This window comes from Brachybacterium equifaecis, assembly GCF_023509525.1.
In the GTDB taxonomy this organism is placed as follows: domain Bacteria; phylum Actinomycetota; class Actinomycetes; order Actinomycetales; family Dermabacteraceae; genus Brachybacterium; species Brachybacterium equifaecis.
In genome coordinates, this window is record NZ_JAKNCJ010000001.1 from 516,310 (window position 1) to 530,304 (window position 13,995).

Sequence of the window (13,995 nt, forward strand, 5' to 3'; positions counted from 1 at the left end):
CTTCCGTGACCGACCGCCAGATCCTCACCGCCGATGCCGACTGGTGGCGCCAGGCCGCCGTCTACCAGATCTACCCCCGCTCCTTCGCGGACGCCTCGGGCGACGGTCTCGGCGATCTGCGCGGCATCGCCGATCGCGTGGACTACCTGCGGGAGCTCGGGATCGACGCGGTGTGGCTGTCCCCGTTCTACCCCTCGGCGCTGGCCGACGGCGGCTACGACGTCGACGACTACCGCGACGTCGATCCGCGGCTCGGCACCCTCGAGGACTTCGACGCGATGCTCGCGGCGCTGCACGAGGCCGGGATCCGGGTCATCGTCGACATCGTCCCGAACCACACCTCGGACCGCCACCGCTGGTTCCGCGAGGCGCTCGCCTCCCCGAAGGGCTCGAAGGAGCGGGGCCGCTACGTGTTCCGCGACGGCCGCGGCGAGAAGGGCGAGGAGCCGCCGTCGGACTGGATCAGCTACTTCGGCGGGCCCGCCTGGGAGCCCGTCGGCGACGGGCAGTGGTACCTGCACCTGTTCGCGAAGGAGCAGCCGGACCTGAACTGGGACGAGCCGGAGGTGAACGAGGAGTTCCTGACCACCCTGCGCTTCTGGTCCGACCGCGGGGTCGACGGGTTCCGCGTCGACGTCGCGCAGCTCCTGCTGAAGGACATCCCCGAGGACCCGCAGCAGATCATGTCGAAGGCCGAGGCCGACGCGATCGACCGCACCACCGGCGAGCACCCCTTCGAGGAGAGGCCCGGAGTCCACGAGATCTACGCGACCTGGCGCGAGGTCTTCGACTCCTACGACCCGCCGCGCACCGCTGTCGCCGAGGCCTGGGTGAGCTCCCCGGAGCAGCGCGCCCGCTTCGCGCGCCAGGACAGCCTCGGACAGTCCTTCAACTTCGACCTGCTGGAGGCCGACTTCGACGCGGAGCAGTTCCGCTCGATCATCGAGAAGAACCTCGCGATCTCCGAGGCCAGCGGATCCTCGACCACCTGGGTGCTCTCCAATCACGACGTGGTGCGCCACGCCACCCGGTACGGTCTCGACCCCGTCGCCGGCACCGGGAGGAAGGGCGGGGCCCAGTGGCTCCTGGAGGGCGGTGCGGCGGACGCTGTGCGCGCGGATGCGGGCCTGCGAAGGGCGCGGGCCGCGTCGATGCTGCTGATGGCGCTGCCGGGCTGCACGTACATGTACCAGGGCGAGGAGCTCGGGCTGCATGAGGTGGGCGACCTCGATCCGGATTCCCGCCAGGACCCGACCTTCCTGCGCAACCCCGGCGTGGACGTCGGCCGCGACGGCTGCCGCGTGCCGATCCCCTGGTCCCGCGGGGGCGCCTCCCTGGGCTTCGGCGAGACCGATGCCGCTCCCCATCTGCCGCAGCCCGAATGGTTCGCCTCCAGCTCCGTGGAGGCGGAGGACTGCGATCCGGCCTCGACGCTGAGCCTCTACCGCCGGGCGCTCGAGCTGCGCCGCATCCTGCAGGCGGACGAGGAGCTCGAATGGCTCGAGACAGGCGCCGAGGGCGTCCTCGCATTCCGCCGCCCGAGCGGCTGGGTGAGCGTGACGAACTTCGGGGCGGAGCCTGCCCCGCTGCCGGAGGCGATCTCCGAGTCGGGGGCGGAGCTGCTGCTCTCGAGCGGTCCCGAGACCGGCGAGCAGACCCCCGCCGAGGTCCCGGGCGAGGTCCCGGGCGAGACGACGCTCTGGCTGCGCGGCTGAGAGCGAGGCCTCTGTCCCCGTGGCCCGCTCAGGTACCTTTACGGCGCGCGAAAGGTACCTGAGCGGCCCCAGCGGGATCCGCGCAGCGCCCTCCCGCCGAATCGCCCGAATCAGGCGGCGCGGCGCAGTAGTGTGGCGCCATGGTGAGCACGCCTCCCCCTTCGGAGCAGAAGCCTGCCGCGGTGAGATCGGCGTTCGCCGGCTGGGCGGCCGCGCAGGCCACCCCGCGCAATCTCCTGCTGCTGGGCGCCCTGCTGGTCATCGCCGTGACGTGGGCGCTCGGCGGCTTCCGCTCGAGCGCGCTGGCTGCGGCGGACCTCCCCCGGGGCGCCGTCGGCACCGAGGCGAGCGCGAGCCCGCTCGTCGCGACCCTGGAGCAGGGGCGGATCGTCGACTCGGATGACGAGCTCGGCCTCCCGGACGTCGACGGCTCGCACTACGTGCTCGTGCCGGCGATGCTCACGACCACCGATCCGCGCCCGATGGCCGGGCTCACCCTCACGCGCGCGTTCTCCTCCGACCTCGCCGGCCGCACCCGCTTCGGCGCGCCCGCCGGCGACACCGACTACGAGGCGGGTCCCGAGATCCTGCAGGCCGAGGACGCCGTGCCCGTCTCCGGGCTGCAGCCGGATCTCCCCCAGTCCGCCGTCCTCGTATGGGAGCAGAGCGACCAGGCGGCTGCGCCCGCAGAGGTCGCCGTCACCGTGCACGGGTACACCTGGCGCTCTTCGATCCTGAGCGACGGCGCCGCGTACTGGGACCGCACCCCGCGCGTGCAGATCCTCGTGCCCCTGGTCGGCGCGCGCACCGGGGCGACCTCATGAGCGCGCCCCAGACCCCTCCTCGCTCCCGCGCGCTGAGCGCCGTCGCCGCAGGCCTGGCCCTGGCGGCGCTCGGCCTCGGCTCCTGGGTCAACAGCGCCGTGCCCTCGGTGCGCGACAGCGTCGCCGATCCGTTCGTGCGCACGGGCGCCATCGGGCAGAGCGTCGCGCTGCGCACTGCGCGCGTGGAAGTCCTCGGGGTCGACGGGGCGAGCGTCGTCGTGACGCCCTCGGGCGCGGCCTCGCACTCCGACTCGGGGGTCTGGGTCGTGGTGACGGTGCGCATCGAGGGCGATCGCGAGCCCGTCTCCCTCAGCGGGGTGAGCATCGAATCGGCCGACGGCCGTGTCTACGCCCAGAGCAGGTCCGACGTCCCGGCCGCATGCGGTGAGGCCCAGCCGCACGTCCCCTGGGTCTGCCCGATCGCGGTGGAGATGCCGGTGGAGGCCATCCCCGGCGCGCACGTCGTGATCCCCGTGAACGGCTCCGTGCGCGGCGATGCCGTGGCGGAAGTCGACCTCGGGATCGACGCCGCGACCGCGCAGTCCTGGCGCGAGCGCTCCATGCCGCTCGAGGTCCCCGCGTCCGCTCCCGAGGAGGCACCGCTGTGAGCCGTGCGGCCCCGAGCCCCGTCGGCACGGCGGAAGCGAGCGGCAGGCGCAGGCTCCTCGCCCCTCTCGCCCAGTCGTTCCTGCGCCGCAACCGCACAGGGCTCATCCTCCTCGGCCCCGCACTGCTGCTCGCGCTCGGGACCGCCGCCATGCAGTACCAGAGCGTGTACCTGCCGACGACGATGTCCGCCCCGCACACCGCGGAGGCCGACGGCTGGTCGCGGCTCGACGTGCAGATCGCGCCGAGCGGCGTGCCGGTGCACCGCGTCGTCGCCGCGCGCATCGCCGCCAAGGAGGATCTCGGCCCCGTCCAGGACGTCTCGCAGCCGGGCACCCACATCGTGCGCCTGGAGGTCGCCTTCGAGGCCCCGAGCGCTTCGCCGCTGGTCTCGTGCAGCTGGCGGATCCTCGGCACCGACGGCGACCGGTACACCCCGCTCGCCGTCGGCGAGGAGGGCGGGGGCGAGGGCGAGGGAGCCGCGTTCGATCAGGGCAGCTGCGTCCCGGCGGCGACGCCCGGCCCGAGCTACGGCTTCGGCGACGACGCGCCGGTGGAGGATCCCTCCGCCGCCGGGCCTCGCCCGCCCACCTGGACCCGCGTCGCCCTCGTCTCCGTGCCCGACGGCGTCGATGTCGACTCCGTGCAGATCGGCTGGGAGCCGCCGGACTACCTCGAGCTGCCGGCCCCCGGAGCCTGAGCGGCGGCGCGCGCCTCGCCGCGCTCCCGCGCCTGCGTGAGGATGCGGTCGATCGCGGCGGCGAGCAGCACGATCGCGATCATGAAGTAGCAGAGGCGACCGGCGAGCACCGCGTAGGGCTCGATCGCGGCCGAGAGCTGCTCGCTGCGCGGGCCGATCAGCCAGCGCACGGCATTGCCCGCGACCGTCGCGATCTGCGTGGACACCACGAACACGAGGCAGAAGAACACCATCGGGAGGATCCCCGCGACCGCGACCTTCCGCAGGGCCGTCAGCGCGCCCTCGACGGGGCCGACGACCGGTGCGGCCGCCTCCCGGGCGAGCCTGCGGGCCTGGCGTCCGGTCGCGGCGGCGACGCGGGCCGTGCGCGAGGCCGCTGCCGAGTCCTCCGCCGCGGCGGCCTCGTCGGCCTTCTTCTCCGCCGCGAGCTCCTCCCCGTAGACGAGAGCGCCGACGCTCAGCCAGGCGACCGGCACGACGATGACCGCGCTCAGGGAGCCGAGATGGCTGCTCACCCAGCCGGCCGCGGCACCGACCGGACCGAGCCCGGCCAGCAGGCTCTCCCAGCCGGTGATGATCCCGGCGATGACGCGGCGGGTGCTCACCCATTCGACGAGACCGTCGAACCAGGAGGCGACCGCGACGCCCAGCGTCAGCAGCCACAGCCCTTCGAGGTAGGCGGCGAGGATCCCGATCCCCGTCGAGCGCTTCTCGAGGCGGAAGGCGCGGATGAGCCGGCGGGCGAGGAAGGCCCCCGCGATGATCGCGACGTACACCCAGCCGGTGGCGAGATCGAGGCGGCCCACGTCCATGGCCAGCTCGTTCTGCCGCGCCTCCTGGGCGATGACCGTGCGCACGAAGGTGCGGCCGTCCTCGGCGAGGAAGCCCTGCGAGGCGTAGATCGCGAGGAACGGGATGAGGAGGCCGGTCATGGCTGCGGTACCGGCGCGCACGCGCCCGTGCGCCCCCGGCTCCACGGCGACGGGTCCGAGGCCCGGCAGGGAGGGCCGGGTCGTCCAGAGCATGAGGATGAGCGCCGCGAGCATCGCCAGTCCCGCCAGCGGGATCAGCAGCACCGCGAGCGTCGAGCTCCAGCGGGAGACCTCGACCCCGAGCCACACGACGCCCTGGCGCAGCCCGAGGCCCAGCAGGCACAGCGCGAGCAGCGTCGGCCAATGGCGGGCGAGCAGACGCAGCCCCATCCAGGGCACGCGCAGCAGGTCCGTCAGCGCCGAGGGCAGAGATCCCATGCGCGAAGACTAATCGGACATGAGCCCCTGCGCAGGCGATCCCGCGGGGCCTAGGCTCAGGGTGTCGACACCCGGGTCGGCCCCCAGGAGGAGCCCCATGTCCCTGAACCCCGCCCAGATGGGCCGCACGGCCGACGAGCTCGCCGCGAACTTCCATGCCAGCGGGCTGACCCTCGGCCAGCTGGCCGAGCTGACCGGCCTCTCCCCCGAGCGCACGGCAGGCGTGCTGGCCCTGGATCCCCGCAGCAGCTCCCCGGAGGAGGTGTGGCTGGTGCGCGACAAGCTCGAGACGGCGGTCCGCGAGGTCAGAGGCGACCTCACCCCGTACTCCGTGCTCACCGAGCAGGCGCGCACGGCAGCCGCGGGCTGGTTCGGCGTGCGCGACGAGCGGTGAGGCAGCCTGCCGTGAGAGTGCCCCGTCGGACCCTGCTGGCCTCCTCCTGCGCGGCGGGTGCGCTCGCGCTGTCCGGGTGCTCCGTCCGCCCCTCCCAGGAGGACGCGAACGAGGTCGCTGCAGATCTCGACCGCTCGCTGTTCGCGGAGCCCGAGGTGCGGCCGGGCCATACCAGCGAGTTCGGCACCGAGTGGTGGGTGGAGACCTCGCTGCTGACCACGGACCTCGACGCCGCGGGCGCAGCGATCCACCGCCTGGCCGTGAAGCACGCAGGCCGTCTCGCGCTGATCGTCTCGCTCGATCCTGATGCCCGCGGGGAGGAGCGGCGGACCTTCCGCGTCTTCAACGGCACGAAGGACCGTGCTCTCGACGACGCCGTGTGGACCCAGGCGCTGCGCCTGTCGATGGAGCGCGGCGTCATCACCGCCGCCGTCCGCACCTCCCCCAGCCCCATCGCCCTTGAGCTCACCGTGAACGGGCCGCCCGCCGAGCTCGAGACCTTCCTCGCGACCGGGCACGACTTCCCCGACCCCGGCGCCCTCCCTGCACGGTGCACCCTCGTCGGAGAGGAATCCGCCCCTGCGACCGAGAGCAGCACGTTCGGCTTCGTGCACGCGCCGTTCCGCATCGGCATCGCCGCGCACGAGGCTCCCCTGGCGGCCGACGCGCTGAGGATCCTGCGCGAGCACACCGGTTTCACCGGGCTCGCCAGCGTCATCCTGCAGCGTCTTCCCCAGAGCGACAGCCCCTTCGATCTGGTCGCGCACGTGCGAACCGCACGGCCCCTCGCCACCGGGGCCGAGGGCACTGCCGCTCCCGACAGCACCGAGCGCCAGGCGGCGGCAGCGCTCCTGGAGCGGGTCGCCGAGGTGCTGCCGGCGGGCCTGCGCGCGCAGATCCGCCTCGCAGAGGGCGACGAGGCCCCCTCAGCAGGCTCCGGCACGCTGCTGGCGAGCATCGGCTGAGCCGCTCGCCCGGCTCGCACCCGCCGACTCGTCACGGCATCTCGGGCGAAGTGCGCGGAACCGGACCGTGGCGCCGGTTACAGTGAGGGGGTTCCGCATCCCCATCAGAGACGAGCCTGCGATGACCGACACCGACCACTCCGCCCTCGCCGGCACCTGGACCTTCGATCCCGACCATTGCCGGATCGGGTTCTCCACCCGTCACGCGATGATCTCCAAGGTACGCGGGGCGTTCAACCAAATCTCCGGCCGCGCCGTGTTCGATCCCGAGAACGCGGATGCGAACCACGTGGAGCTGTTCGTGGAGATGGCGAGCATCGACACCCGCTCGCAGGGCCGTGACGACCACCTGCGCAGCGCCGACTTCTTCGACGTCGAGAACCACCCGCAGATGGTGTTCCGCTCCACCCGCGTGGAGGAGGTGGGCGATAACGGCTACATCATCACCGGCGATCTCACCATCCGCGGCATCACCCGCAGCCTGAGCATCCCCATGGCTCTGACCGGCGTGGACACCGACCCGTTCGGCAACCGCCGCGCCGGCTTCGAGGGCACCCGCCGCATCGACCGCCGCGACTGGGGCGTCAGCTGGAACACCCCGCTGGACTCGGGCGGCCTGCTGGTGAGCGACAAGATCAGCCTCGAGTTCGAGCTGTCGCTGATCAAGGAGTCCGACGACACCACCACCGGTCTCCTCGAGGATCCCGCCGCGCAGCACGGCGAGGATGCGCCGCAACACGAGGATGCGCAGCAGGGCGGGGAGCACGAAGATCACGGCGGTGAGCACCACGAGCACCACCACGAAGGCGATCACCACCACGAGGGCGACCACCACGAGCACCACGGCTGGGACCATCACCAGGGCTGAGGGATTCTGTCGCGCCGGATAAAACGTACATACAACGGACTCGCCCCTCCCGATCCTGCACACTGGAACTATCAGTGCAGGTGGGAGGGGCTTTCTGTGGGCCCCGTGGGTATCGAACCCACGACCCGCGGATTAAAAGTTGGACGCTATCCTGACCTGAGCAGGGACCCAATCAATAAATCCGCTGGTCATCGGCACTACAGGGGTACGGCGGGGAGACCCGTCTAGGACTAGGAATGGGTCACAAAATGGGTCCACCTCCGCTACGGTGGGGTCACGACAATCGGAGGGGCGTGGACATGGCGCGGATCAAGGGAGACGGGACGCTGTTCAAGGACGGCCAGGGCTACTGGACAGCGCGCGTGGAGCTGCCTCCCGCCGCCGATGGGTCCCGTAGGCGCAAGACCATCCGATCCAAGGATCGCGGCACCGCCGTCAAGCGCCTTCGCGACCTCCGTGCCGAGCTCGACGCCCACGGCGACATCTCCACATCCGTCCCCACCCTCAAGGTCTGGGCCGAGCGATGGATGACGCACACCGCCCCCGAGCGCGTCCGCCCCCGCACCCTCGCCACCTACCAGGGCTACCTCGACCGGTGGATCCTCCCCGCCATCGGGCGCGTCCGCCTCGACCACCTCACGACCACGCATGTCGAGCAGATGCACGACCTCATGCGCACCGGCTACGGCGAGGGCAAGGATAAGCGCAGCCCCCTTTCCTCGACCTCGCGCCTGCAGGCCCACCGCATCCTCGGCGTCATCCTCCGCGACGCCGTCCGCGCCGGGCACCTCCGCGCGAATCCCGCCGACCGCGACCACATAGAGGCCCCCCGCAAGGCCGCGACGACGACCGCCGTTCTCACGCCCGAGCAGGCCTGGACCGTCCTGCAGCACGTCGCCCACGACCGCCTCTGCACCCGCTGGGCCGTCGCCCTCCTCGGCGGCCTCCGGCAGGGCGAGGCGCTCGGTCTTGAGCGCGACGCCATCGACCTCGACGCCGGGACCATCACTGTGCAGTGGCAGCTGCAGCGCCTCAAGGACAAGCCCGCCCAGCATGTGGAGCATCGCGACCTCGGCGGCGGCTACTACCTCACCCGCCCCAAGACCAGCTCAGGCATGCGCGTCGTCCCCATGACCGCCCCGCTCCTCGAGGTGATGAAACCCCACCTCGAGGCGATCCCCCTACGCCAGGTCGCCGAGCACGACCTCATCTTCCTGACCCCGCAGGGCCGCCCGATCCACTCGACCGGCGACACGAAGCGGTGGCGCGCAATCCTCGCTGAGGCCAAGGTGCCCTCCGTCCGCCTCCACGACGCGCGGCACACGACCGCGACGATGCTCCTCGCGGCGGGGGTTGAGATGCGGGTTATCCAGGCGATCCTCGGGCATTCATCCGTCGCCATGAGTCAGCATTACGCTCACGCGAGCACCGAAATGACCCGTGACGCCATGGACCGGATGAGCATGTCCCGCGTCAAGTAGTTGGCAGGATTTCCTTAGTTGTGAATGCCGCGCCACCTGGGCCGAGTACCGGCATGCGCGCCGGATTCGAGGTCGTGGGCGTTGACATCGACCCGCAGCCCCGGTACCCGTTCGAGCATCACGTGGCCGACGCTCTCGCTTTCGTGGCCGAGCATGGGCACGAGTTCGACGCGATCCACGCATCACCGCCCTGCCAGGCGTACTCCGCGACCCGGAGCCTCCACTGCAATACGCACCCCGAGCTGGTGGAGCCGACCCGCGACGCCCTAGAGGCGTCCGGTAGGCACTGGGTCATGGAGAACGTGCCCGGCGCTCCGCTGCGGGACCCGCTCATTCTTTGCGGCACCGAGTTCGGGCTCGTCGCAGACGACGTGGATGGGCGGCCCCTGCAGCTCGTCCGGCACCGCCTCTTCGAGTCGAACGTGCCGCTGGCCCGCAACGGCGGTTGCGCGCACGACCCGTCGCGGCGGATACGTCCCGCACACGGACGTGTGCAAGCGCCTGCTCGGCATATACTGGATGACGAAGCGGGAGCTGTCGCAAGTTGTCCCGCCCGCGTACACGGAGCACCTAGGGCGGCAGCTCATCGCCCACCTGGACGGGACTGCCCCGCGGCATCCAAGGCAGCTCGACCTGCTCGATCACCTCTCCACCCTCTGGAAGGACCCCTCATGTCTCTCTCTCGCCGTGCGGCCTTGTGGACCGCGCCTGCCGTGGTGGTGGCGACTGCGGCCCCGGCCATGGCTGTCTCGCAGGAACCTGCAGTGTCGGGGCTGATGCGGGTCACGTATCAGCCGTCCTACCGCGAATCGACCCTGACGATGACGACGCAGGACACGGGCCTGGGGCTCCGGGTGACGAAATCCACGACCCGCCCCGATAGCGCGACCCTGACCGTCTACTACTCCGCCGAGATCGTCCCCGCGTCCACCGTCTGGACCGGCACCGGGGGCGGCTGGACCGCCCCCACCTATCAGCGCACCGAGGGCGGCTACACGGTGTGGGAGCTGCGCTACACCGGCACGTGGACGCAGACCGGCCCGACCACCTGGGCGACCGGCACATTCACCTGGGGCGCCAAGGTCGCCTACGGCAGTGGGCTCCGGTCCCGGGCGATCCGCACCGTCACCATCGCAGGCCAGCCCTACACAACGGACTCCGGGTACGTGTCCATCGGCACGATTACGCGCGCCGCCCGCACCGCCCCTGTCTCCGATGGCGGGGGCGAGCCCACCACCTACACCAAGACCATCTGAGAGGACTCATCCCATGACTAGCAAGACCCCTGACTGACGGCGACGGCAACACCCTCCGCATCGACCAGTGGCGCTCTGGCCACGTCTCTCTGGTCGCCCGGCAGGAATTCACGCGCACCTGGGTCGGCCCCTTCGACCCTGCCGACCTGATCGCCGCAATCGAGTTGGCCCTGGCCGACTACGAGGCCATGTTCGGTCACCCGCTGGTCGAGGCCTGCCCGGTCGATCCCGAGACCGGTGAGCTGTTGCCCGTGGTGACCATCGTGACGGACAACGGCGGGCCGTTCCGGTCTTCCGCTTCGAGTCCTTCATCGCCGCCCACCCCGAGCTACACCACGTGCGCACTCGAGTGAAGACCCCGGGGCAGAACGGGTCCCGTGAACGCGGCTTCGGCACGCTGAAGTACGAACGGCTCTACCTGGACGAGATTGACGACGCGATCGTGCTCGCCGAGCGGGCCGAGAACTACCGGATCGAGTACAACGAGCTCCGGCCCCACGAGGCCATCTCATGGAACCGGCCCAAGGAGGTGTACCTGGGCCTGGCCGACCCCACCACCTCGAATCCGGCGCGCATGCCGGTACTCGGCCCAGGTGGCGCGGCATTCAAAACTAAGGAAATCCTGCCAACTACTTGACGCGGGACAACAGTGAGTGACGCCGATGGCGTCGACACCGTGGTGCCTGACGCTACCGTGATGGCCCTCCCGGACTATACGAACCAGGCGCGGTGGGAGGTGTTTTTCTCGGGCATCCCGGATGGCGCGACGATCACGGGATTCACACACAAGATGGCTGGCATCACCGCCGACCCCGCCCCGCCGGGCTCGTACTGACCGATTGGCCCCCGCCTACCCTCACGGGTGGGTGGGGGCCTTTCGTCGTGCCCGGGGATGCCGCCCGGGGCGCTCGCCCGAACGTCCCACACCCACCTCAGACCTACCCCAGGCCTAGCAGGGGTCGCATGTGCGCCCAATGGGTCCACCATCGGGTACACCTGGACGCATTCGTCCCGTGCACATACACGGTCTGACCTGGTGGACCTGGCTGGGTGCTTCTCAAACCCCCGCAAGCCTCTGCGGACGCTGATTCACCGCGTTCTTAGGGGGTCGAGGCCGTCGAGACCGGCGCGAGTGCGTGGTCCGATCATAGATGAGCGGGGCCCGGTCACGGAAAATTCGACGCAGAGTCAAACCCGTTTGAACGCCTCGACTCGCGCTGAACTGCTCGATGGCTATGCCTCGGGTGTCCCGGTGAGGCTGCTGGCGGAACGGTTCGGTGTGCATCGTTCAACGGTGCGCGAGATAGCCGCGAAGGCCAAGATCAGCCCGCGTCGACGTTCGCTCTCGGAGCGAGACGCGCAGGAGGCGACTCGCCTCTATACGGATGGGATGACGCTCGTCGAGGTCGCCGCTCGGCTCGGTGTCGGTGATGAGGCTGTGCGTGCCGCGGTGGTCGCCTGCGGCGGAACCATCCGCCCTCGTGGGCGGCGTGCCATGTGAAGCTTAAGGATCCGCTCGGTGTCGCTCATCTATGAGGATGATCTTGAGCTTCAGAACTGGCAATAACGTTGGCACGCTGCCAGTTCTAATCATTTGGTTCAAGCGATCGCAACTCTTCCTGAAGAACAGCAACGTCAGCAGCTGCCTTCCGCAGCATCGCCGCTCCACATTCAGCACAGTACCCCTTCTCCGGCGTTCCTGGGCCCGGCTCCTTCACGACGAATCTCGTATTGCCCTTCATGATTTCGTGGTTCTTGTTTCGAGAACATCGCGATAGCCGCTCAGCAGTCCTCACGGACAACTTCAACAACACTGATCTAGTCGCTGGCATCAGCGAGCTTCCCTTCAAGCTCGTTTTGAACGACATCGGCGATGTCATCCAGCATGGAGATTGCTCGCTCAAGCGCCTGAGTGTTCTGATCGCGACGCTCGTTGTTTTCGATCCCCAATTCAGTGTTCACCGCACGATTCATGAGTACAATCACCGCGGCCAAATTATTCTGTGCGCCGGTTCCTCCAAGGAGTGCGATGCGGCGTCCTGCGGCACGCTGTCCGAGCGCATCACAGATGCGATTGGCCGCCGACCGAGTTTGCTCATTGAGTCGCCGACGCAACATCTGGCGGTGTGCCTGAGGCTGGACTGGGATGCGCTCCGGAGTGTCTGGAACGGGACGGTGACGCGCCTGCCCAAGGCGTCGTTGAAGCTCGCTTCGGTCGAGGCCCAAGCTCTCAAGGTCTAGACCTTGTTCACGGAGGACGTTCATTGCGTTGTCGATCAGCGTGTCGTCAGCCGGGTCCAAGTAGGGGTCTGCGAGAAACCGATCAATGATCTCTTGAGTGACGTCCATGTCGTGAGCAAGGCGACGACGGCGCCCCGTAGAGTCGCTGTCGCCACCGGGTACTATCTCATCAGATTCGAGCCAGTCGTGAATCAGCTCTTGATCACCGCGGTCAATTGACTTGAAGTCATCCCAGAACCGATCAATGTTCAACCCGACATGTGAGACGATGACTCCTTGGTTGTCCGCATGCCCTGGAGCGTTCTGCACGTTTACTCTCATTGCACGCCCGACGAACTGAATATATGGACTAAGCGAACGGAAAGGACGGAACACTGCCGCAACAGACAAGCGCGGGTGATCGAATCCCTCACCGAGCATTTGAACTTGGACGATCGCATCAAGGGTGCCGTTTCGCAGTTCCCGGAGGACTTCTTCGCGTTCATCTGCGTTTTGTCCACTATGAATTTCTCGTGTATTGATGCCTCGCTCCTGGTAGAGGCCACGAATCTGTCTGGCGTGGTCGACCGAGCAGGCGACAGCAATCAGTTGATGCGGTAGGCCACCTTCTTGGAGATGGCGAAGCCACTGTATCGAATGGTCAACGATAGAGATGTTGCTCTGTGGTGCAAGGGCAACACCCTTGGAGTACCAGTCGTTCTCACGCATCTCCATAACTTCCGAGAGGGTGTGCTGGTATTCATCGCCACGATACGTGAAGTACAACTCGCTCGGCGCAACGTTCGACGACGTCATCTCCTTGATATAGCCGCACTGCATCGCATCTCGAAAAGTGTACTGGTAGATCGGCTCACCCTCGACGGGCTGTTCATCAGCGCGGAACGGTGTAGCGGTAAGGCTGAGAACGCGTGCCGACGGGAATCTCGCAAAGACGTTCTGCCAACTTGGCGCAGCATTGTGATGCCCCTCGTCGACGATGATCAGGTCGAAATAATCTTCGGAGAAATGAGGTAGCCATCGATCTGCACGTTCAGCTAGCTGGTGAATATTGGTGACCACGATGTGTGCGTCGTCGCAATCGCTGAGGTTGGCATCGGCGTCCAGAACCGCACGGAAAGGGCCGGCGCTCATGTCGGCCAGCACACCTGCTCTGCGGTAGAAGTTGTCCGAGCTGGAGACGTTGACGGCCTCTGCGATCTGATCGCGGATCGTCAGGTTGGGCGCTATGACAAGCACCCGGCCCCTCGCAATCCCAAATGGTAAGACCGAGATCAGCCCAGTCTTTCCGCATCCCACAGGAATTTGCTCGATAGCACGTTGACCTCCTCCGTTGAAGAACTCCATCGCAGAGGTCCAACCTTCTTGCTGAGGTTCACGGAGCGATTGGTTGCCTCTGATTGCAGCCGGCGTCTCCTGGAAAAGGGCTGCTATTTCGGTATTGGTCAGCATCTCTTATCCCTTAGAAGACCGAGGATCGTTACCTGGAGCGATAGTGTCTTGCTCACGGATCGTCCCTCGCCGCGACCGGACTTGGAGCTCGCCACCCCATCACCACTGAGAATCTCGCGGCCGCGTTTGATCCCATCGGATTGCGTAGGGGTGATAGCACTTGCCCGCTTGGCACCAGGTTTGCGCACCTCCCACTTTCCGTCGTCACGAGCCTGCACGAGGCGCTTGTTCGGCTTGCCCATTTGG

The 13,995-nt window shown here is 68.3% G+C and carries 16 protein-coding genes and 1 tRNA gene; 12 read left to right on the top strand and 5 right to left on the bottom strand.

Annotated features, from left to right (window positions below):
• Nucleotides 1–5 precede the first annotated feature (5 nt).
• From Bequi_RS02325 to Bequi_RS02340, 4 genes are all read left to right on the top strand, one after another.
• The gene (locus Bequi_RS02325) at nt 6–1,715 is read left to right on the top strand and encodes a glycoside hydrolase family 13 protein (protein WP_249736390.1); all 1,710 of its coding nucleotides are present in this window, start codon (nt 6–8) and stop codon (nt 1,713–1,715) included.
• Nucleotides 1,716–1,855: 140 nt separating this feature from the next.
• Nucleotides 1,856–2,539, top strand: a complete 684-nt coding sequence (locus Bequi_RS02330; RefSeq protein ID WP_249736391.1) for a hypothetical protein — start codon at nt 1,856–1,858, stop codon at nt 2,537–2,539.
• Nucleotides 2,536–3,147, top strand: coding sequence for a hypothetical protein (locus tag Bequi_RS02335; protein WP_249736392.1), 612 nt, complete (start codon nt 2,536–2,538; stop codon nt 3,145–3,147). Before Bequi_RS02330 ends, Bequi_RS02335 begins: the two co-directional genes overlap by 4 nt.
• Nucleotides 3,144–3,845 carry a hypothetical protein gene (locus Bequi_RS02340; RefSeq protein ID WP_249736393.1) on the top strand — a complete coding sequence of 234 codons (702 nt, stop codon included), beginning with the start codon at nt 3,144–3,146 and terminating at the stop codon, nt 3,843–3,845. The genes Bequi_RS02335 and Bequi_RS02340 overlap by 4 nt, the downstream gene beginning before the upstream one ends.
• Here Bequi_RS02340 and Bequi_RS02345 read toward each other — a convergent pair.
• Nucleotides 3,815–5,095 carry a hypothetical protein gene (locus Bequi_RS02345; RefSeq protein WP_249736394.1) on the bottom strand — a complete coding sequence of 427 codons (1,281 nt, stop codon included), beginning with the start codon at nt 5,093–5,095 and terminating at the stop codon, nt 3,815–3,817. The two genes, Bequi_RS02340 and Bequi_RS02345, sit on opposite strands and share 31 nt — an antisense overlap.
• A gap of 97 nt (nt 5,096–5,192) precedes the next feature.
• On the opposite strand from Bequi_RS02345, the gene Bequi_RS02350 reads away from it, so the two are divergent.
• From Bequi_RS02350 to Bequi_RS02360, 3 genes are all read left to right on the top strand, one after another.
• On the top strand, nt 5,193–5,489 hold the full coding sequence (locus tag Bequi_RS02350; RefSeq protein ID WP_249736395.1) for a DUF2316 family protein: 297 nt from the start codon (nt 5,193–5,195) through the stop codon (nt 5,487–5,489).
• 11 nt (nt 5,490–5,500) lie between these two features.
• On the top strand, nt 5,501–6,454 hold the full coding sequence (locus Bequi_RS02355) for a hypothetical protein (RefSeq protein WP_249736396.1): 954 nt from the start codon (nt 5,501–5,503) through the stop codon (nt 6,452–6,454).
• A gap of 121 nt (nt 6,455–6,575) precedes the next feature.
• A complete protein-coding gene (locus Bequi_RS02360) occupies nt 6,576–7,322 on the top strand; it encodes a YceI family protein (protein WP_347271958.1) in 747 nt (248 codons plus the stop codon).
• 97 nt (nt 7,323–7,419) lie between these two features.
• On the opposite strand, the gene Bequi_RS02365 is transcribed toward Bequi_RS02360, so the two are convergent.
• Nucleotides 7,420–7,492, bottom strand: a tRNA-OTHER gene (locus Bequi_RS02365).
• A 129-nt stretch (nt 7,493–7,621) separates the two neighbouring features.
• Here Bequi_RS02365 and Bequi_RS02370 point away from each other — a divergent pair.
• On the top strand, nt 7,622–8,803 hold the full coding sequence (locus Bequi_RS02370) for a tyrosine-type recombinase/integrase (RefSeq protein WP_249736397.1): 1,182 nt from the start codon (nt 7,622–7,624) through the stop codon (nt 8,801–8,803).
• Between the two features lie 14 nt (nt 8,804–8,817).
• Here the strand turns inward: Bequi_RS02370 and Bequi_RS02375 are convergent, their stop codons facing one another.
• Nucleotides 8,818–8,982: a hypothetical protein gene (locus Bequi_RS02375; RefSeq protein ID WP_249736398.1), complete on the bottom strand. Its 165-nt coding sequence runs from the start codon at nt 8,980–8,982 to the stop codon at nt 8,818–8,820.
• Nucleotides 8,983–9,474: 492 nt separating this feature from the next.
• Here Bequi_RS02375 and Bequi_RS02380 point away from each other — a divergent pair, with 492 nt between their 5' ends.
• The 4 genes from Bequi_RS02380 (at nt 9,475) to Bequi_RS02395 (ending at nt 11,560) form a co-directional block, all read left to right on the top strand.
• The gene (locus Bequi_RS02380; protein ID WP_249736399.1) at nt 9,475–10,059 is read left to right on the top strand and encodes a hypothetical protein; all 585 of its coding nucleotides are present in this window, start codon (nt 9,475–9,477) and stop codon (nt 10,057–10,059) included.
• 337 nt (nt 10,060–10,396) lie between these two features.
• A complete protein-coding gene (locus Bequi_RS02385; RefSeq protein WP_249736400.1) occupies nt 10,397–10,696 on the top strand; it encodes an integrase core domain-containing protein in 300 nt (99 codons plus the stop codon).
• A 60-nt stretch (nt 10,697–10,756) separates the two neighbouring features.
• A complete protein-coding gene (locus tag Bequi_RS02390; protein ID WP_249736401.1) occupies nt 10,757–10,894 on the top strand; it encodes a hypothetical protein in 138 nt (45 codons plus the stop codon).
• Between the two features lie 363 nt (nt 10,895–11,257).
• Entirely contained in the window at nt 11,258–11,560 is a 303-nt protein-coding gene (locus Bequi_RS02395; RefSeq protein WP_075866919.1) for a helix-turn-helix domain-containing protein, read from the top strand.
• Between the two features lie 317 nt (nt 11,561–11,877).
• Here the strand turns inward: Bequi_RS02395 and Bequi_RS02400 are convergent, their stop codons facing one another.
• Both Bequi_RS02400 and Bequi_RS14420 read right to left on the bottom strand, forming a co-directional pair.
• Nucleotides 11,878–13,749 (bottom strand): DEAD/DEAH box helicase, encoded by a 1,872-nt coding sequence (locus Bequi_RS02400; protein ID WP_075866886.1) that lies wholly within the window; start codon nt 13,747–13,749, stop codon nt 11,878–11,880.
• Nucleotides 13,743–13,991: a DUF2188 domain-containing protein gene (locus Bequi_RS14420; RefSeq protein WP_083669149.1), complete on the bottom strand. Its 249-nt coding sequence runs from the start codon at nt 13,989–13,991 to the stop codon at nt 13,743–13,745. The genes Bequi_RS02400 and Bequi_RS14420 overlap by 7 nt, the downstream gene beginning before the upstream one ends.
• Nucleotides 13,992–13,995: the final 4 nt, after the last annotated feature.